13 protein-coding genes and 1 pseudogene are annotated in these 18,625 nt (G+C 67.4%); 6 read left to right on the top strand and 8 right to left on the bottom strand.

Annotated elements, in window-relative coordinates; translation table 11 throughout:
• Positions 1-9: 9 nt before the first annotated feature.
• From V6U88_RS06730 to V6U88_RS06710, 5 genes are read right to left on the bottom strand one after another with little or no spacing between them, the layout of a single operon-like run.
• On the bottom strand, positions 10-1,083 hold the full coding sequence (locus V6U88_RS06730) for a glycosyltransferase (RefSeq protein ID WP_334450854.1): 1,074 nt from the start codon (positions 1,081-1,083) through the stop codon (positions 10-12).
• A 16-nt stretch (positions 1,084-1,099) separates the two neighbouring features.
• Positions 1,100-2,314, bottom strand: coding sequence for a hypothetical protein (locus tag V6U88_RS06725; RefSeq protein ID WP_334450852.1), 1,215 nt, complete (start codon positions 2,312-2,314; stop codon positions 1,100-1,102).
• A 56-nt stretch (positions 2,315-2,370) separates the two neighbouring features.
• Entirely contained in the window at positions 2,371-3,264 is an 894-nt protein-coding gene (locus tag V6U88_RS06720) for a glycosyltransferase family 2 protein (RefSeq protein ID WP_334450850.1), read from the bottom strand.
• Positions 3,261-4,190 (bottom strand): glycosyltransferase, encoded by a 930-nt coding sequence (locus V6U88_RS06715; RefSeq protein ID WP_334450849.1) that lies wholly within the window; start codon positions 4,188-4,190, stop codon positions 3,261-3,263. Before V6U88_RS06715 ends, V6U88_RS06720 begins: the two co-directional genes overlap by 4 nt.
• Positions 4,191-4,228: 38 nt before the next feature.
• Positions 4,229-5,146 (bottom strand): glycosyltransferase family 2 protein, encoded by a 918-nt coding sequence (locus V6U88_RS06710; RefSeq protein WP_334450848.1) that lies wholly within the window; start codon positions 5,144-5,146, stop codon positions 4,229-4,231.
• Between the two features lie 291 nt (positions 5,147-5,437).
• On the opposite strand from V6U88_RS06710, the gene V6U88_RS06705 reads away from it, so the two are divergent.
• On the top strand, positions 5,438-6,931 hold the full coding sequence (locus tag V6U88_RS06705) for a polysaccharide biosynthesis tyrosine autokinase (RefSeq protein WP_334450847.1): 1,494 nt from the start codon (positions 5,438-5,440) through the stop codon (positions 6,929-6,931).
• A 195-nt stretch (positions 6,932-7,126) separates the two neighbouring features.
• Here V6U88_RS06705 and V6U88_RS06700 read toward each other — a convergent pair whose 3' ends face one another.
• Positions 7,127-7,693, bottom strand: a complete 567-nt coding sequence (locus V6U88_RS06700; RefSeq protein WP_334450846.1) for an arsenate-mycothiol transferase ArsC — start codon at positions 7,691-7,693, stop codon at positions 7,127-7,129.
• 353 nt (positions 7,694-8,046) lie between these two features.
• Here V6U88_RS06700 and V6U88_RS06695 point away from each other — a divergent pair, with 353 nt between their 5' ends.
• Genes V6U88_RS06695 through ffh form a run of 3 tightly spaced genes read left to right on the top strand, consistent with a single transcriptional unit; the run spans position 8,047 to position 12,010 of the window.
• Positions 8,047-9,570, top strand: a complete 1,524-nt coding sequence (locus V6U88_RS06695; RefSeq protein ID WP_334450845.1) for a sugar transferase — start codon at positions 8,047-8,049, stop codon at positions 9,568-9,570.
• Between the two features lie 29 nt (positions 9,571-9,599).
• Positions 9,600-10,469 carry an AAA family ATPase gene (locus V6U88_RS06690; protein ID WP_334450844.1) on the top strand — a complete coding sequence of 290 codons (870 nt, stop codon included), beginning with the start codon at positions 9,600-9,602 and terminating at the stop codon, positions 10,467-10,469.
• Positions 10,454-12,010 (top strand): signal recognition particle protein, encoded by a 1,557-nt coding sequence (gene ffh / locus V6U88_RS06685; protein ID WP_334450843.1) that lies wholly within the window; start codon positions 10,454-10,456, stop codon positions 12,008-12,010. Before V6U88_RS06690 ends, ffh begins: the two co-directional genes overlap by 16 nt.
• Before the next feature lie 198 nt (positions 12,011-12,208).
• Here ffh and V6U88_RS06680 read toward each other — a convergent pair whose 3' ends face one another.
• Positions 12,209-15,784, bottom strand: coding sequence for a S8 family serine peptidase (locus V6U88_RS06680; protein ID WP_334450841.1), 3,576 nt, complete (start codon positions 15,782-15,784; stop codon positions 12,209-12,211).
• Between the two features lie 229 nt (positions 15,785-16,013).
• Here V6U88_RS06680 and V6U88_RS06675 point away from each other — a divergent pair.
• A pseudogene (locus tag V6U88_RS06675) lies at positions 16,014-16,395 on the top strand (hypothetical protein); the annotation flags it as partial.
• A gap of 378 nt (positions 16,396-16,773) precedes the next feature.
• On the opposite strand, the gene rpsD reads toward V6U88_RS06675, so the two are convergent.
• The gene (gene rpsD, locus V6U88_RS06670; RefSeq protein WP_334450840.1) at positions 16,774-17,379 is read right to left on the bottom strand and encodes a 30S ribosomal protein S4; all 606 of its coding nucleotides are present in this window, start codon (positions 17,377-17,379) and stop codon (positions 16,774-16,776) included.
• A gap of 157 nt (positions 17,380-17,536) precedes the next feature.
• On the opposite strand from rpsD, the gene V6U88_RS06665 reads away from it, so the two are divergent.
• A complete protein-coding gene (locus V6U88_RS06665) occupies positions 17,537-18,616 on the top strand; it encodes an amidohydrolase family protein (RefSeq protein ID WP_334450838.1) in 1,080 nt (359 codons plus the stop codon).
• Positions 18,617-18,625: the final 9 nt, after the last annotated feature.

Here is an 18,625-nt window from a genome sequence, read left to right as displayed (position 1 = left end):
ACCAACTAGCTAGCTGTTGTCGGGCTTAGCAAAGAGCCACTCGGCCGCAAGGTTTCGTCCATCACGCTCGGGCAGAGAGCTGAGAATCTCAGATCGTGGGCGCGCGCTCCGCCAAGCTTCCCGAATCGCGGCACTTAATGCCCCGACCGGCAGTTCCGATGGCACAACGCGGTGGCCATGCCGGTCGAGCCAGTCCGCCAGGCCAGTCTCATCTGTGGTCACGATTTCGCAGCCATGGGCAAGTGCCTCCACGATCGGAAGGCCGACCTGCTCACGCCAATGAGGAGTGCGAAGTGACGGCAGCACCAGCACACGAGCGCTGCGATAGGCGTGGTGAAGATCGCTCCGCTCGAGATCGACTACCAGGCGAGCCGATGGCTGCGTACGAATCCACTCAGTAATGACATCTTCCATCTGTCCCTTTCCTACGACAGTTAGCGTCACACCAGGCAAGTCACCAGTAACAGACTCCCACGCCGCCATCAGCTCTGCGACGCCCTTGCGCTGCTCGAGCGCACCGACGAACAGGACTCCGTGGGACTCAATCGAGTCGTCGCAGGAGCAGGCCGGCTCCAACGGTGAGAACGTTGCCAGGCTTAAGCGATGACGACTCGCAACGAACCGGCTGTAGTTCGCCGCCGCACCCTCTGTGCCGAAGGCCATACCGTCCACTCGGCTCACCAAGCCATTAACCGCAAGTCTAAACAACAGACGCGAGATGACGTGTGCAATGCGAAAGTGTCGCGCGAAAGAGGCCTCGGCATCACCGTTCTCAATCGCGTAACACACGATACGAACACGACGACGACTGCGTAAAGACGCCAACAATGCGCCGCAGTAGGCGGCTATTATCGTCGGCCACGCGCGAAGGAACATGGGCTCGTTCACCTCGATGACCTCTGGAGTGGACTGCGCCAGACGCCAAATCATTGCGGTCCTACTCATCTGAGTGGCGTCAACTTTGCTTGCCTGAGCCTCATCGAAGTCGAAACTGCGGTGTCGGAAGAAGAGTTGCGTGTTCGGCAGCAAAGCAAGGCGATCGAGGTGGGCGGTGCGCGCTTGCTCGAATACCTGAATCCTCACGTGATGACCCGACACCCTACGCTGCCTTTCGATTTGCCGTCACCCGGCTGATATGAACATCGTGAGGCGCGTGGCCTCGCCGTTTCTGTCTGACCGCCATAACCGACGCCCCAACGGCAAGATACCAAAGGGGGCCAAGCGAATCCCAGGCATGCAATGCGACGAAGAGTCCAGAGAACGTGATTACCAAGGCGCAAAGGCCAAATGTTCTCGAAGCACAGTAGCCTGCGGCTGAGATCCACGCTGCGATCACGAACAAAGCGATACCCGCCCATCCGAATGTTATGGCAAGATAGACGAGTTCGGAGTCTACCGTCGCAGCCAGGTCTCGCACGCCAAAGAGCTCGCTTGGCAAGAGCCACACCCCATAAGGGATCGAACCAAGCCCGATGCCAAATGGTGCAGCATTGAGGATGTCAGGCAGCAGCGCGTATATCCCCGCCCTGTAGGCGGAGCTGTATGCGGCTCCTGTCAAGCCACGGACCTCTGGAGTCCAAACAACGAAGGAGGCGAGCAGCACGCCGCCAACGATCACGACACTGGCCCACTTCGCGAGGGACGGCCTTCTCTGAATGAGAGCGACGACAGGCGGTACCAGATCAAGCGCAATCACCAAGATTGCGATGATCGTGGGACCGCGGCTGCCCGAGCTAATTGAGCCCGCCAAAAGTATGACGCTAGGAAGAACGGCCAGCCTCCACCGGGTTTCCCTTACCAGAGGGACAACGCCCGCCAGCAGCGTGCCGAACACCAGTACCTGCTCCGAGCCCACCAGCGCACGTGCTTGCCCTTCGCGCTGGAAGCGGGCAAAGTCGTAATCCCGCCCCAAGACAGACGTGGCAGTTGCTGCCTCGACAACAGCTAGTGCAGCGGCCAACATTGCCACCGCCACGAACGCTCGCGCGTAGATGTGCCTATGTGATGAATTGAAGAGCAGTGCTCCAACAAGCAGATACAGCGGAAGTGTGATAGCTAAGCGGACGCCGTTGACTGCATACATTGGATCATCATTCGGCCCGACCAATGCAATGCTCATGACTACGCCGAGATATGCGCTTCCGAGGCCGAACACCAGCCCAGCTGTCCTGTGGCTTGCCTGCCTCGCCACCTCGACAACGACGAAGAGCCACCCGACGGCGATCATCACAAGACGGCTTGGCGCTACTGTTCCTACGATCGCGGGGAACAACACAGTAAACGCCATCGAGGTGCCGACGAAGCCACTCAGCACTGCTGCGCCACTGGCTGGCACGCCCTGGGCTGGCCGTACAGAGGTGCGCATGCAGGTTACTCTGCGCTCTTGATTCGGTTACCATCGAGAAGTCGAAGCTTCCAGGCTGCAAGCCAGCCGCCGACCATCGCAGTGACCTCGCCGAACCGGGCTCGCCCCAATAGGGCCTTAGCAGAGTGCCGCGCAATGTCAGTCGGAGTAGACACAAGAACGCGAATCATAGAGGCGTGACGAAACATGAAAATTTGCATGTTTCGACCTCTGTACCCGAGCGGCGTGCCATGCGATTGCTGCCTCGCCACTGAACGCCGGTCACACACAACCTTCCATCCTTGATGACGCAAGGTTGTGTGGAAGTCAAGTTCCTCAAAGTATAGGAAGTACAACTCCGGCAGGGCCATTCCCGAAAAGACTTTGGATCGATATAGGACGAGTGCTCCGTCCAGCCAGTCGCACTCGATCTGATTGGCCGGTATCGCGCTACGAGAACGGCCGTGTTCGGCGTGCCATGGGTGCATCAGCCAACTCGTCAGGAACCCGCCGGCCGACCAGACCTTCTCCGACTCACCTCGTAGTAGCAGGGGTCCAACGGCGCCTGCGCTAGGTTGCTCCGACATGGTGTCTACCATGCGTCGGACGCTGTCTGGATCGATTCGGATCTCGTGGGTTGCCACTAGCACGTAGTCGGGTGGAACGGACCGCTCGCCGAGGAGGCGGCGTCCGTGATTGACGGCGCTTGCGTACCCCTCGTTGGCGACGGTGACGACCAGCGCACCCTCTGGTGCGCTGGCCTCAAGCGCCGCGACCGTTCCGGCGTCCTCGCTGTTGTCGACAATGACGATATTGCTGCGAGGCACACCTGCCCGCACCAGGTCCTGCAGCGTGTTGCCAATCGTAGATAAGGATTGATGGTGAACCACGATCGCCGCTACCGTTGAAATCTCGTTCATCGTCCTTGTCGCTTCCGAAGCCGCCATACGCGTCCGGCAGGATACCCCGCCATCTTCGCGACGTCGCCTGTGACGACGATGACGGGAACAAGACAGAGGGCTTTCAACCACTCAGGGCCTGGCAACGTGCGACCCGACGTGAGCCTCCGCACGTACTTTTGCAGGTAGGCCACGGCGCCAACGAGGACGATGGGGACGCTCCACACGCCGACTGTTGGAATCAGGATGACTACGCCGCAGTAGACGCCATACCGTATCGCATGTCTTTTCGGCCAAAGTCCAGCCTTTCCGTCCCCTCTTGCATAGCGATAGTACTGCTTGGCGAAGGATCGAAGGTCCGCCCGAGCATCCCATGCTGCAACTGCGTCCGGAACGAAGACGAACTTGGCACCCAACCTCTTGAGCTCCAGGTCAAGTACCAGGTCTTCGCAATAGTCAAGCCACTCTGGATAACCCCCCGCCTCTCGCCACCGATGGCGCCAGAAGCCGACGGATCGGCTAGAGGGAAGGAAGGTGGCCGGCCGGATTTCAGATAGCTTGGGCGTGATGACGTGAGCAAGTACCGTCTGAAACCGCGTCTCGCCGTGCGGTTCGAAGAAGCCAGCTGCGACGTCAGCTCCACCATTGAGCGCCTGCCACAGCAGTTCGACCCAGCGGTCCGTCAGAAGAGTTCCACCGTCTGTAACCAGGATCGCTTCGTTAGCTGCGGCAGCGATCGCCGCATTTCGGCCCTGGGAGATATTAGCGCCGGGCCTGGTGAAAACGTTGAGCGTCACTCCCGAAGGTGGGACCCATGACTCGAGCAGGTCGAGCGTCCCATCGTCCGATCCACCGTCGACGATGACGATCTCGTCCGGAAGTACGCTCTGCCGGCCCAGCTGGGCGAGGAAACTAGGAAGTGAACTGGCCTCGTTGAGCACGGTCATGACAAGTGAGGCCGGAACGATAGCATCCACGGGGGGCCTCAACGTCCCCGTCCCAGCCAAGAGGCCATCGCATTGGTGGCCATCGAAACAACCAACCGTGCACCGATCCCGGCGTAGACAAATGCATCGACAAGGCGATACCGGCCGCTTTGATGCTTTCGATAGAAGATGGCCATGCTGCGATGGAAATGCCAATTCAGAAAAGGACCGCGCCGTTTGCCCGAACTCGCGCCCTTGAGGTGCGTCACTGTGACGCGGCCGTCATATAGGACCGACCATCCTCGATCGGAAAAGCGCTTACACCAATCAAGATCCTCCCCGTACATCCAAAACTGTTCGTCAAAGAGTCCGACGTCCAAGAGCGCTTCGCGCCTGACGAGCATGAATGCTCCGTTGACGGCGTCGACGTAGCCCGCTGCGTTCTCATCGACATGGGGTGCGAGGTACCGCGACCGACTTCGTCGGTGCGGGGTGAAGTAGTCCAGGGCGTCCAGTGGTGACGGAAACGAACGCTTGGACGCGTGGTCAAACGTCCCGTCCGCCTGAACAAGCCTGCAACCCAGGAGCCCAATTCTCCGTTCCGCTTTACTAGATCGAATTAGATGCTCAATGACGCCAGAGGGTACTTCCGTGTCGGGATTGAGGACCAAGATCCATGGCGCCACGACCGTTCGCAAGACTTGATTGTTGGCGACCGCGAATCCAGCGTTGTCCGCTCGCCGGTGCAATCGAACCCAGGGGAACTCTGCCTCAATGAGATCCGGAGTTTCATCTGGACTTGAATTGTCTACGACGTGTACAACCGTATCGATCGTGGGAAGCACGTTCGCCTGAAGTGATCGGAGGCAGTTACTTACGGCGACGGGGCCTCCGTAGGTAACTATCACTACTTCCAGTGCGGGCGCCCGCGGTCGATCCAGTGCTGCAATCCCGTCAGCCGCGGAGTCACTCTCCACCTTGTTCCCTTTCCGTCCATCTCGCACAAGTCATGGCGCGTACCGTTGTACGCCCTTCGATCGGGAGTATAGGTCCTCATTTCGGATGGACTCGCTCGGTCATTTGTCCGAGGGTCATGGATTGGGAGTTCGTTATGTTAGGACGTCCAGGCGCTGCATGTCCATCGTGTGTCAGTAGGCAGCCTTCGAAGCGGCTATCTCGAAGTTCCTCCTGTCATCGAACCAAGCGGCCACTTGGTAGTCTGAGCCGGCTCGTCTTCGCCGATTCGGATCCTTCGGAGCAATATGGACATGTCGCAGTACTTGCGCGCTGTGCGGGCGCAGTGGCTCCTAGTGGTCGCGTTTTTGATTGTCGGCGGCGTGGCGGCTGGAGGATACTCTTGGTTCCAGACGCCGCTCTACCGTGCTGACGTACAGCTCTTCGTCTCGATCAATGACCGCGATGTTGGCGCCTCGGAACTCAGTCAGGGTGGCGCCTTCGCCCAGCAGCGGGTGAGGTCTTACGCCGACATCGTCGACAGCCCCATAGTCGCAAGCGCCGTGATCGAGCAGCTGGGCCTCCCGTATACACCAGCGAAGCTCGCTAGCAGGATCGAAGCTTCGTCACCGCTTGGGACGGTCCTGCTTGACGTGTCGGTCACCGATCCATCACCCGAACGGGCGCGGGATATCGCCAACACCGTGGCAACGGAGTTCACCAAGTTCATCACAGACCTTGAGACCCCTGTCGGTGGGTCAACGTCCCCGGTGAAGGCCACGGTCACTAAGAGCGCCTCGCTGCCGGAGGCGCCCGTCTCGCCACGAACGCAGCTCAACCTTGCGCTTGGGATTCTCGTGGGCCTGGCTGCTGGCGTCGCCGTCGCGGTCCTGCGTCATACGCTGGACACGACCATCCACGGCCGGCGAGAGGCCGCCCTGGTGGCGGACGCGGCCGTCGTGGGCGAGATTGGGGACGACCCGAAGACGAAGGTGCGAGGGCTGATCGCCGACGACCCGACCGGACTGCGGGCCGAGGAGTTCCGCCGGTTGCGGACCAACATCCGCTTTCTCTCGATCGACGGGCGAATCGGCAGCTTTGTGGTTACGGGCTCGGTCGCCGGCGAGGGCAAGTCCACCGTTGCCGCCAACCTGGCTATCGCGCTCGCCCAATCCGGCGAGAGGGTCGTCCTCATCGACGGCGATCTCCGCAAGTCGAGGATTGCCACACTGTTCGGGCTGCCGGGTGGCGTCGGCCTCACCAGCGTGCTCGTCGGCGACGTGCCGATCGAGGCCGCAATGCACCACTGGCGGCGCGAGCTGCCGCTCTACGTGGTGACCTCCGGTCCGACCCCGCCAAACCCCAGCGAACTGCTCGGCACGCGCCGCCTCGCCGACATGGTCGCGGGCCTGGTGGCGAGCGGTATGGTTGTGATCTTCGATGCGCCACCGCTGCTGCCGGTGATCGATGCTGCAGTGCTGGCGCGGGCCACCGACGGCGCGCTCGTGGTGACCCGGGTCGGCTCGACCAAGACCGACCAGCTCGCGACCTCGATCGAGGCCCTTCGGCACGTCGATGCCCGCATCCTCGGGGTAGTGGCGAACCGGGTCAAGCGGAAGAACAAGGACGGCTACTACGCCGACCAGCCCGGCGGGTGGACGGGGGCTGCGGCTGCCAAGGCTGCCCAGGCCGTGATGGCGCCGCCCAATACCGATCGTGCGCCGGCGGCCACGGTGGCGCCCCCACAAGGTCGAGCGACCCCCTTACCGCCGGCCCGGCACCAGCAACGCCCGGCGGCCGGCAGGTAAATCGACGAGACGCAGCATATCTCGGTCGGGAGCTGCGAAAACGGACCTGGCGGGTCTGAGAACCGCGAGGATGGACCTTGGTGATCGGAGAGCCTCGGCCGCCACGCCGCTGCTTCCCGTGACCGGTGCGGCCATCGTCGCCCAATGAGCCCTCTTCATCGTGATCATGCTGGTCACGATGAAGAGGGCTCAGCGCTACACCACGCCCAGAATCGCCTCGATCGCCTCTTCGATCTGGTCCGCCGCGACGCGGTAGTCCTGTCTGGTGCCACCCATGGGATCGGCGATGTCGAAGCTCTCGGGCGGCAGCGGCTGCAGGTAACCGCGCCGCTGCTTGACCACACCAGCCAGGTTGGCGGCCCGTTCGACCGCGTAATGTCCGGGCACCTCGTCGGGTTTGAGCCCGCGCACCAGCCACGCCAGTTCTCGCCAGGTGAACGTGTAAGGGAGGGCCTTGGGTACCTGGGCGACAACCTCGTCACGATGCTTGCGAGTGGCGGTGAGGACGAGGTGCGCACGTGCCACAGCGTCCAGGTCGAGCAATTGTGAGACGAAATGGTCCGCGGGCACACCGCGACGTTCCAGCTCGGCAATGGCGAAGGGCTGCATCTGCCGGCCGGGCGGCCCCTGGGTGCCGCCGCTCGTCACAAAGATCGATTCGGCTGCCCGGCCGTATCGGTCCCGGAGGCCGGCCTCCATCAGCCGTAGGGCAATTGGTGACCGGGCCTGGTTCCCGGTGCACACGTGAATGATGCCCCCCATTGCAGACCTTCCCCCATCGCCACGGCCAGCAGGGAGAAGGATACCTACCGTGCGGGCCGCGGCCTCGGGGGAGAGTGAGGCCAGGCACGTGCGTCTATCGCTTGTAGTAGTAGCACAGGTACGCTCCGTAATGGACCTCGCCGCAGCATCGAAAAGTCGGTTCAGATTCGCCTGCGGGGCGGATAACCGGTCCACCGAACAGCCCACGGGGTTCGCCTTTTCGCTGCTAGCGGCGGCTCCTGTCCAGGTTAAGATCACGAGCGCTGCATGCGGGGAGATTCGCATCTGGAGTAACGTGTACGTCCCCGGCGGCGCTCGTCACAATGACGCGTGGCTCAGGCCCGCGGATTGACGTGCCATTCGCGGGGGAGACGCGCAAGGTGGGTTCTGGACAGACAAGCTTGTCGACGAATGTGTTCATGCCTCCCGTGCAGATGAGCCGGGGCGCGGTCGACGCGGAAACTCTCGACCTGCGGATACCGTCCGGCGGACTGCGGGGAGACGGCACCCAGCCGCCACCGGCCACAGCTCCTGAGCGGGCGACGATCGGCTATCTCCGGGCTTGGATGCTCGTGCTGCCCGTGGACCTCGCCGTCATGTTGGCTCCGGTGCCCTTCAACGCCGATCACTGGCGTGGGCTGACGGTCATGGGTCTCCTGACCATCGCCCTGCTGGCCTCCGGCGGCCTCTACCGATCCCGCCTGCACCTGTCGATCCTCGACGAGGCGCCGGTGATTCTCAGCCGTTTCCTCGTGGCAGCGTCGCTGGTCGCCTTCGTCGCGGCCCTCCGGCACGAGAGCTTCGCCAACTTCGGAAGTCTCCTCCGCGCGGCCGCGGTCATGGTCGTACTGCTGCTCGTCGGCCGGGGCCTGTCAATGTGGACGATCATGACGGGCCGCCGGCGACGGATAGTTGGTCACGCGACCATCCTCGTCGGCAGCGGGCCCGTGGCGGCGGACCTGGCCGAGGTGCTGGCCCGCTACCCCCAGTACGGGCTGCGGGTCGTGGGTTTCGTCGACAACCCGCACCGCACCGATCACGCGGTGCACGACCTGACGCACCTCGGTGACCTGGACGACCTCACCGTGGCGATGGCGCGGGCCAAGGCTGACGTGCTGCTCATCGCTGATCCGAACATTACCGACAGCCGGTTTGCGGGGCTTCTCCGGCAGGCTATGGCCACCACGTACGACATCCTCGTCGTGCCGCGTATGCACCAGTTCCAGACCCAGACTGCGAGGCCGGACCACATCGGGGCGATCCCGGTGATGCGTATCCGCCCACCTCGGTTGAGCGGCTGGCGGTGGGCCCTCAAGCGATCGGTTGATGTCGTCTTCAGTGCTCTGGCGCTCCTCGCACTCGCTCCGGTCCTTGCCCTCTGTGCGTTGGCGGTGCGGATCGAAGGCGGGCCCGGGGTCCTGTTCCGTCAGCAGCGGGTGGGCCGGCACGGCAAGCTCTTCGAGGTCCTGAAGTTCCGTTCCATGCGTCCCGCCAGCGAGGCCGAGTCGCAGACCACCTGGTCGGTGGCGAACGACAGCCGGGTGGGGCCGGTGGGGCGCTTCCTGCGGCGGACGTCGCTCGACGAGCTGCCCCAGCTGTGGAACATCCTGCGGGGCGACATGACGTTGGTCGGCCCCCGCCCGGAGCGGCCGCACTTCGTCGAGGTGTTCTCCGCCGCCCACAGCCACTACTCGTGGCGTCACCGCGTCCCCGCCGGTCTCACCGGGCTGGCTCAGGTCAGCGGGCTGCGTGGCGACACCCCGATCTCCGATCGGGCGCGCTTCGACAACTACTACATCGAGAACTGGTCGCTGTGGCTGGATTTCAAGATCCTGCTGCGGACGATCCGCGAGGTCATGGTCGCCGGAGGCCGGTAGCGGGGAAGCTGGTCGGGGTTGGTCAGCTCATGATCGTCTGGCTGAACGGGGCGTTCGGGGCGGGGAAGACCACGGTGGCGGCCGAGCTGTGCCGGCGGCTGCCGGGCGCGCGGCGGTTCGACCCGGAGTGGGTCGGCCACCTGCTGCGGCGGACCCGTCCGGTACCCACCGGCGACTACCAGGACCTGGCCGCCTGGCGGCGCTGGACCGTCCGGGTCGGCGGGCTCGTGGCCCGCGGCGGCCGGCCGGTGGTCGTGCCGATGACCCTGCTCCGGCCCGACTACCGGGCGGAGATCCTCGACGGGCTGCGGGGCCGGCGCGTACCGGTCCGGCAGGTGGTGCTGCGGGTGCCGGCGGACGTGCTGCGCGCCCGGATCGACGCCGACCGGGTCGAGGCGGGCGCCCGGGGCTGGCGGCACCGGCACGTCGAGCGCGCGCTGGTCGAGCTGGACGACCTCGCGGGGCGGGAGCCCGACACGTTCGTGGTCGACAACCATGGCCGGTCCCCGGCGGAGGTTGCCGCGGACATCTGCACCCGGCTGGCCTGCGCGACTGATCCCCCGCGACGGCTGAATCGTCTACGTCATCCGCTCGACAGCGTCTCCGGAACCCTCTGCCCCCTCCGAGCGACGACAGGACGCCGCCCGCCGCATCCCGCCGTCTCCACGGCAGCCCGAGTCAGGAGAGCGAGCGCCGAGCCCCGGCCGCCAGGACCCCCGGAACGACCGGCCGTGCGGCCCGGCCCCGGCGGCGGGCCCCGGGCGGGCCGGCGGCTGGGCCGGGCTGGTACGCAGGTGCGGGCGGCGGGCTACCCTAGCGGTGGCCGACCGCTGTACACCGGCCGGGTAGTGCCCGCCGTAACACTGACAAACGGGATGTTCGCGTGTTTGACACCTTGAGTGACCGCCTGTCCGGGATCTTCACCAAGCTCCGCGGCAAGGGTCGGCTCACCGACGCCGACATCGACGCCACCGCGCGCGAGATCCGCATGGCGTTGCTGGAGGCGGACGTCGCGCTGCCCGTGGTCAAGGGCTTCATCGCCAACCTCAAGGAGCGGGCCCGCGGCGCGGAGGTCTCCGAGGCGCTCAACCCGGCGCAGCAGATCATCAAGATCGTCAACGAAGAGCTGATCAACGTGCTCGGCGGCGAGGGGCGGCGGCTCCAGTTCGCCAAGCAGGCGCCGACGGTGATCATGCTGGCCGGTCTCCAGGGTTCCGGTAAGACCACGCTCGCCGGCAAGCTGGCCCGCTGGCTCAAGGCCCAGGGTCACCAGCCGCTGCTGGTCGCCGCCGACCTCCAGCGCCCCAACGCCGTCGGGCAGCTCCAGGTGCTCGGTGGCCGCGCCGGCGTCGAGGTGTACGCCCCCGAGCCCGGCAACGGCACCGGCGACCCGGTGCAGGTCGCGCGCGCCTCGATCGAGCACGCCCGCCGGGCCGCCCGGGACATCGTCATCGTCGACACCGCCGGTCGCCTCGGCATCGACGCCGAGATGATGCAGCAGGCCGCCGACATCCGCGACGCGGTCGACCCGGACGAGGTCATCTTCGTCATCGACGCCATGGTCGGTCAGGACGCGGTACGCACCGCCGAGGCGTTCCGCGACGGCGTCGGGATCACCGGCGTCGTGCTGTCGAAGCTCGACGGCGACGCGCGCGGTGGTGCCGCGCTGTCGGTCCGGGAGGTCACCGGGCAGCCGATCCTCTTCGCCTCCACCGGCGAGAAGCTGGAGGACTTCGACGTCTTCCACCCCGACCGGATGGCCAGCCGGATCCTCGGCATGGGCGACGTCCTCACTCTGATCGAGCAGGCCGAGCAGGCCTTCGACTCGGATCAGAAGGAGAAGATGACCGCCAAGCTGATGGGCGGCGAGCAGTTCACCCTGGAGGACTTCCTCGACCAGCTCATCGCGGTCCGCCGGATGGGCCCGATCGCCAACGTGCTGGCCATGATGCCGGGCATGGGGCAGATGAAGGACCAGCTCGCCGAGCTGGACGACAAGCACTTCGACCGGGTCACCGCGATCATCCGGTCGATGACCCCGGCCGAGCGCACCAACCCGAAGATCATCAACGGCTCCCGCCGGGCCCGCATCGCCACCGGTTCGGGCGTCACCGTGATGGACGTCAACCAGCTGCTCAACCGCTTCGCCGACGCGCAGAAGATGATGAAGCAGATGGGCGGCATGATGGGCCTGCCCGGTGCGGGCCGGCGCAAGGCGACCAAGTCACCGAAGAACAAGCGCAAGGGCACCAAGGGTGGCGGTCGGCCGCGTACCGGGGCGGGCGCCGGGCTGCCGGGCGGCTTCCCGGGCGGCATGCCGCAGCTCCCGCCGGGGCTGGACCCGGGTGACCTGGCCGGCGGTCAGGGCCTGCCGCCGGGCTTCAAGCTCCCGAAGATCGACTTCAACAAGCTGGGCAAGGGCGACAACCGCCCCCGTTGACGCGTGGCGGTGGCGGTGGGCGACGAGATCAACAGGGTGGTGCCGGCAATGCCGGAGCTCAGCGTGCGCGCGTGGGACTCCTTGCCGGAGGCGGATTAACCGCACCGGACCGACCTGCTCAGCGACGGCCGGCTCCCGCCCCCTGCGGCAGTCGTGGGGCCCGACCGGAGTATGGCCGGGCCCCACGCCACCCCCTGATCAGGACACCAGGTCCGGGCGGTTCGTCACCCGCAGCGCGTTGATGATCGGCTGGCCGTAGCCCTTGTGCGTCACGAACCGCACGTTGAGCTGGCCGTCGGTCACCCGCACGGTGTACGACCTGGTGAGTGCGGCGAGACTGCCGACCTCACCGGCCACGTCGAGCGACGGCAGCACCTCCTGGCCTTCGAGCAGCACGTCGAAGACCCGCTTGTCGGGGGCCTGCCTGCGTACCTCGGCGAAGTCCAGTTCGACGGTGTAGACGCCGTCACTGAGCCCGTCGACGCGGTACTCGTACATCCCCTCCCGCAGGTCGGCGAAGCGGGCTGGATCATTGGTCCCGGTGATCGGGCTGCTGGTCGACTGCCGGTTGGAGTTGCCCAGGTACCCCGCGCCGCCGGCGGCCCACGGCTGGTCGGGCGACCACGTCTGGCCCTCCACGTCCGTCCGTCCCGCCTGCGCTCCCGCGTTGATCGCCAGGGCGTAGCTCGGCACCACCAGGGTGACCGGGATGACCAGGACGGGCTGGCGGCCGCTGGCCGAGGCGACCCGCACCTTGGCCTTGTGGTAGGTCCCCGGTGCCAGGCCGGAAGTGCTGACCGCCACGCCGACGGTGTGCCGGCCGCCGCTGGCCAGCGTGCCGCTGGCGCCGGAGAGGCTCAGCCAGCCGATGTCCTGCGGCACTCCGTCGGCGTTGAGTTCGGTGACCGTGAACTCGGTACCGAGCGCCCCGGTGTTGCTCAGGCCGATCTCCCGGGCCCGGGTCTGCGCCGCCGGGGCGACGACGGCCAGCTCGGTGACCGGGGTGCCGACCCGGGCGGTGCGCAGCGCCGCCGAGCGGACCTCCGCCCCGCCGGCCGCCACCGCGACCGCGGCGTTGGCGCTCTCGTAGTGCTCCTTCTCGACGCTGAGCTCGATTGCGCCGGCCGGGGCCTGGATCAGGTACGAGCCGTCGGCCTCCGTGGTCTCCGTCGCGGTCGCCCCGCCCACCCGGGCGGTCACCGTGGCACCGACCACCGGTTGCCCGTCGTTGCCGTCGGTGACCACACCGGTCAGCACGCCGTTGCGGGTGGTGCGGAACGCGATCGCGGTGCCGTCGGCGACCGCCGCGGTGTTGTACGAGTACTCGAACCCGACGGTGCCGTCGACGTTCTCCAGTCCGATCGTCGCGCCGGTGCCGGTTTCCGGGCCGGTGCCGGCGATGTCCCGGTACCGGTAGGTGATCGAGCCGTCCTCGCCGATGGCCGCGCTGAAGGTCAGTCGCGTCGAGCGGTCGCTGAAGATGGAGACGTTGCGCCACTCCACCAGGAAGGAGCGGTGCGGCTTGACCCCGGTGACGGCGGTGTAGATGCCCGAGTCGGCCTCCACGTAGAGGTCGTCCCAGAACGGGAAGAGCGCGAGGTCCGGGTTGGTGGTGTTCGGCAGGGCGGTGTTGGCGCGGCTGGTCGACGAGGTGCCGAAGCCGAGCACGCCGTTGGTGCTCACCCAGGCGTCCCGGTACGACCTGCCGTAGAGCGGCACCCGGAAGGGCAGCGTGACGGCGCTGGCCCGGTCGTCCCCGGTCAACGGCATCAGCTCCGTGCCGCTGACGAAGGAACCGCCGGCCGCGCCGCAGGCGTAACCGAAGGCGTCCACCCGGTCGGGCATGCCGACGTCCAGGACGGTGTCCGCGTTGACCGTCGCCGGACGGGTCACCACGTCGGCGCAGCGGTAGGCGTGGGCGAAGCGGACGTCGTACTGACCGTGCGGCACCCTCACCTGGTAGCGACCCTGCTCGTCTGCGGTCGCGGACAGCGGGGTGCCGAGGATGGTGACGCTCGCGCCGCCGGCCGGACCGGCCGAGGTGGTCACCGTGCCGCTGAGCGTGGCCGACGGGGCCTGCTCGACGGTGATGTCCGCCTCGACGGACTGGTTCTCGGTGACCGTCACCGACCTCGTCGCCGTCAGGTAGCCGAACTTGCTGACCGAGACGGTGTAGTCGCCGACCATCAACCGGTCGAACCCGTACGACCCGTCGGCGGCGGTGGTGGTGGTCCGGCCCATCGGACCGGCGACCGTCACGCTGGCCCCGGCCAGCGCGTTCCCGCCCGAGGTGACCTGGCCGCCGAGCGCGCCGAGTGCGCCCCGAGGGGTGGCGTTGACCGCTGCGTACGCGTCGAGCCGACCCTCGCCGAAGACGTTGTTGTCGTCCACCGTCCCACCGCAGGTGAGGGCGTTGACGTCGATGGCGGTGTCGTCCAGGATGCGCCTGGTCTCGGTGATGTCTCCCTGGATGGCCGGCGAGGCCGACCACATCAGCGCCACGGTCGCCGCGGTGTGCGGCGAGGCCATGGAGGTACCGCTGAAGGACGCGTAGCCGCCTCGCACGGACGAGCGGACGTTGGCGCCCGGCGCGGCGATGTTCGGCTTGATGTCGCCGTTCTCGCCGGAGCCCCGGCTGGAGAAGCTTGCGATCGCGTTGTTCACGTCGAACGCGCCGGAGCTGTAGCTGATGGTGTAAGACCCGGGGCTGCCGGAGGTGTTGCAGCTCGGGCCGCTGTTGCCGTTGGAGAAGGCCGGGAAGATGCCGGCGGCCAGCCACGACGAGACGGTCTCGGTGTACCACGGGTCGTAGACGCTGGAGCCCCAGGAGTTGTTCACGACGTCGGGGGCGAGATCGGGGCGGGGGTTCGCGCCGGTGAGGTCGGTGGGCGCGACGATCCACTGGCCGGCGGCGAGCAGCGATGCCCGCGAGCAGCTGGTGGTCTCGCAGCCCTTGGCGGCGATCCACTTCGCCCCTGGGGCCACGCCGATCACGTTCGCGCCGTCCGCGCCGACCATCGTGCCCATGGTGTGCGTGCCGTGGTCGTTGTTGTCGCACGGTGCCGCGGTGGGGCAGACGTCGGCCGGGTCGAACCAGTTGTAGTTGTGGTTGGTGGTTCCATCACCGTTGCGGCCCCGGTAGCTGGCCGCAACGGCCGGGTGGGTGGCGTCCACCCCGCTGTCGATGTTTGCCACCACGATGCCCTCACCGCGTACGCCCAGCTCGTTCCACACCCGGGGGGCGCCGACGCGGTCGATGTTCCACTCCACCGCGTCGGTGCTGGGGACGACCTCGCCGGGCAGTGGTTCGGGGATGTGTACCGGGTCGTCCGCGAGGATCTCGGCGACGTCGGAGCGTACGGCGATGTCGCCGAGCAGGTCGGCGTCACCGGTCACCTTGATCGTGTTGGCCAGCCAGAAGGGGGTGAAATCGGCGCCCCGCGTGGCGAGCATCGAGCGCAGGCCGGCCTGGCTGCGGTTGGCGTGCTCGGTCTTGATCCGGTAGACGTGTGCGGCCTTGTCGGCCTTGTGGCGGAGTTTGGCCGCGCCGGAGAGGTTGGCCTTGCTGTCCAGGAAGACCCAGAAACTTGACTTGCCGTCCTTGGCCAGCTGGCTGGTGACCTTCTTGTCGACCTTCGCGGCCACCGCCTGGGCTTCGGCCTTTTCGGGGGTCTGATCGGGGCGGGCGGCGGCGGGTGGTGCGCCGGCACCGATCGGGAGGAGGAGACCGGCCGCCAGGCCGGCCGCTGCCGTACGCCATCGTCGTGATGCCACTGTCTCGACGCTCCTTTTGTGAGGCGAAACTGTGCGAGCCCTGAGGTGCGGGCGCTTTCGCAGCATCCTGGCGATGAAGGATCTTTTCATCAAGACATGCTTATATAAACAAATCTGTCAATCAACCGTTCGTCTCTTAGCGTGCTCTCCCGGCTACCGTGCGGAATCGGGGTGTCAAAGCGCCTCGCCCCGGGCAGACGGGAAGGTTGCTCGGGGGACCGCTCCTGACATGGAGACGGAGGACGGATGCCTGGGCAGGTCCGCGGCGTGGCCGCCGGACGACGAGGGTTCGGTTTCTCTGGCTGGTCGGCGACCGGGTCACCTTCGAACCGGTGCCCGACGCGGAGGCCGTCGTGGACGGCGGGTTGGTGCTGCCCGGCCAGATCGATGCGCACTGCCGGATCGGCATCGCTCCCGGTGGCCTGATCAGCTCGCGCGACGAGGCCCGGGAGCTGGCCCGTACCGATGCCGCGACCGGCCCGGGCCGGTCGCGGCACGTCGCCCCCGGGGGGTTTACCTGCGCGACATCGGCGTGGAGGTCGGCGCGGCGGAGGTGGCCGCGACCGTGACGGCGCAGGCCGCCGCCGGCAAACGGCTGGGTGGCGGTGGTCGCCGGCTTGCAGCTGCTCAACCGCTCTGCCGACGCGCGGAAGATGATGAAGCAGATGGGGGCGTTACTGGGGCCCGCCCAGGTGATGGCCGGCGCAAGGCGAGCACGTCGCCGAAGAACAAGCGCGAGGGCACGAAGGGTGGCGGCCGGCCTCCGTCGCCGGCAGTCGGGGGCGCGTCGGGTCGGCCGGGCGGCGGCCGCTACCGCCACCCGGCCGCGGGTCACCGGTCCGGCGACCGCTTCGGTGGGCGCTGACCCGTGAGGCTGGCCCGCCGCGCTTCCTTCTGCTCGGCGCGGCGCCGCTGCCGCGGTGTCAGCTGCGGCCGGCCACTCTGTCGCAGGTAGTTGGGCACCCGTCGGTCGTTCGGAATCGGCATGCTCATCGGGCGACCTCCTCGTCGGCGTGGATGGCGAGGGAGATGTCCCGCAGCGCGGGCACCTCCTGCCGTTGCGGCTCCCGGGTCAGGGTCGCGGTGAACCGCTCCGGCGCGACCTCCAGGTACGGCGGCGCGTCGCCCTCGGCGTACTCGGCCATGGCGGCGGCGACGGGCGTTCGGCACTGCCGGTCCGGGCGCACCTGGATGGTCTGCCCCGGCTGGACCAGGTACGAGGGCCGGTTGACCTTGCCGCCGTCGATGGTGAAGGCGTTGTGGGAGACCAGGTCGCGGGCCTCGTCGACGGAGCGCGCGAAGCCGGCCCGGTGCACCAGCGCGTCCAGCCGCTGTTCGAGCTGTCCGACCAGATTCTCCGCCGTGTCGCCCGGCTGGCGGCCCGCCGTCACCACGGCGCGGGTCAGTTGCCGCTGGCGTAGCTCGTACGCGCCCCGGACGTGGTGCTGGTCGCTGTCGCTGAGCTGGTACCCGCGCGGGGCACGTCGCGGTCCGCCGCGGACGCCGATCGGGTGCCGCTGCCGGCGCAGCAGGTAGCCGAACGCGGGGTGGATGGGGATCTCGCCGGTGGGCGAGGGACGTACCTTCGTCCGCATCGTTCCTCCCTGACCTCTCGGGGTCCTGTCACCCTCCACCGGCACCGGGTGAGGCGGCCCCACCCGGTCCGGGTGAGCGTGCCGCCGATGACCACCGCGCGGGGGCGGCTTCGGCCCGGCGACGCGCGGCGGGGGGAGATCCGGTAGGACTGTGCACATGGCTCTGCATGTGCGCGGTGTGCTCCTGCCGGACGACGAGGTCCGGGACCTGTGGCTGGTCGGTGACCGGGTCACCTTCGAACCGGTGCCGGACGCCGAGACCGTGGTGGACGGCGGGTTCGTGCTGCCCGGCCTGGTCGACGCGCACTGCCACATCGGCATCGCCCGCGGCGGTGCCCCGATCACCTCGCTCGACGAGGCCCGCCGGTTGGCCCGTACCGACCGGGACGCCGGCGTGCTCGCCATCCGGGACGCCGGCTCGCCGTTCCCGTACCCGGAACTCGACGACGAGCCGGACCTGCCGCGACTGGCCCGCGCCGGGCGGCACGTCGCCCCGCCCAAGCGCTACCTGCGCGACATCGGCGTGGAGGTCGGCGCGGCCGAGGTGGCCGCGACGGTGGCGGCGCAGGCCGCCGCCGGCAACGGCTGGGTCAAGCTGGTCGGCGACTGGATCGACCGGGGCGTCGGTGACCTGGCGCCGTCCTGGGACGCCGACACGATGACGGCGGCCGTCGCGGCCGCGCACGCCGCCGGGGCCCGCGCCGCCGTGCACACCTTCTCCGAGTCGGCCGTGGAGATCATGGTGCGGGCCGGCGTGGACTCGGTGGAGCACGGCACGGGCCTGAGCCTGGACCTGATCGACCTGATGGCGCGGCAGGGCACCGCGCTGATTCCCACCATGATCAATATCCGTACCTTCGGCGGCATCGCCGACCAGGCGAGGGCCAAGTTCCCCGGGTACGCCGACCACATGCTCTCCTTGCGCGACCGCTTCCCCGAGGTGGTCCGGGCGGCGTACGAGGCAGGCGTGCCGATCTACGTCGGCACCGACGCGGGCGGCGGCATCGACCACGGGCTGGCCGCCGAGGAGATGCTGCTCCTGCACGAGCAGGCCGGGATGTCCGCGGTGGACGTCCTCGCCGCCGCCTCCTGGGGGGCCCGCGCCTGGCTCGGCTTCCCCGGCCTGGTTGAGGGCGGCCTGGCCGACCTCACCGTCTACCCCGAGGACCCCCGCCGGGACCTGCGCGTGGTCCGCACCCCCACCCGCACCATCCTCCGCGGCCACCTCATCCACTGACCCCCCGCC

Source organism: Micromonospora sp. CPCC 205739 (genome assembly GCF_036906795.1).
GTDB lineage: Bacteria > Actinomycetota > Actinomycetes > Mycobacteriales > Micromonosporaceae > Micromonospora.
Note: the sequence above shows the minus strand (reverse complement) of the source record. Positions and strands in the feature narration are given on the sequence as shown.

Excerpts from the sequence above, each read along its gene's own strand:
- V6U88_RS06720 (WP_334450850.1), bottom strand. The coding sequence starts at position 3,264 with ATGAACGAGATTTCAACGGTAGCGGCGATCGTGGTTCACCATCAATCC.
- V6U88_RS06715 (WP_334450849.1), bottom strand. The coding sequence starts at position 4,190 with ATGACCGTGCTCAACGAGGCCAGTTCACTTCCTAGTTTCCTCGCCCAG.
- V6U88_RS06705 (WP_334450847.1), top strand. The coding sequence starts at position 5,438 with ATGTCGCAGTACTTGCGCGCTGTGCGGGCGCAGTGGCTCCTAGTGGTC.
- V6U88_RS06700 (WP_334450846.1), bottom strand. The coding sequence starts at position 7,693 with ATGGGGGGCATCATTCACGTGTGCACCGGGAACCAGGCCCGGTCACCA.
- V6U88_RS06690 (WP_334450844.1), top strand. The coding sequence starts at position 9,600 with ATGATCGTCTGGCTGAACGGGGCGTTCGGGGCGGGGAAGACCACGGTG.
- rpsD (WP_334450840.1), bottom strand. The coding sequence starts at position 17,379 with ATGCGGACGAAGGTACGTCCCTCGCCCACCGGCGAGATCCCCATCCAC.
- V6U88_RS06665 (WP_334450838.1), top strand. The coding sequence starts at position 17,537 with ATGGCTCTGCATGTGCGCGGTGTGCTCCTGCCGGACGACGAGGTCCGG.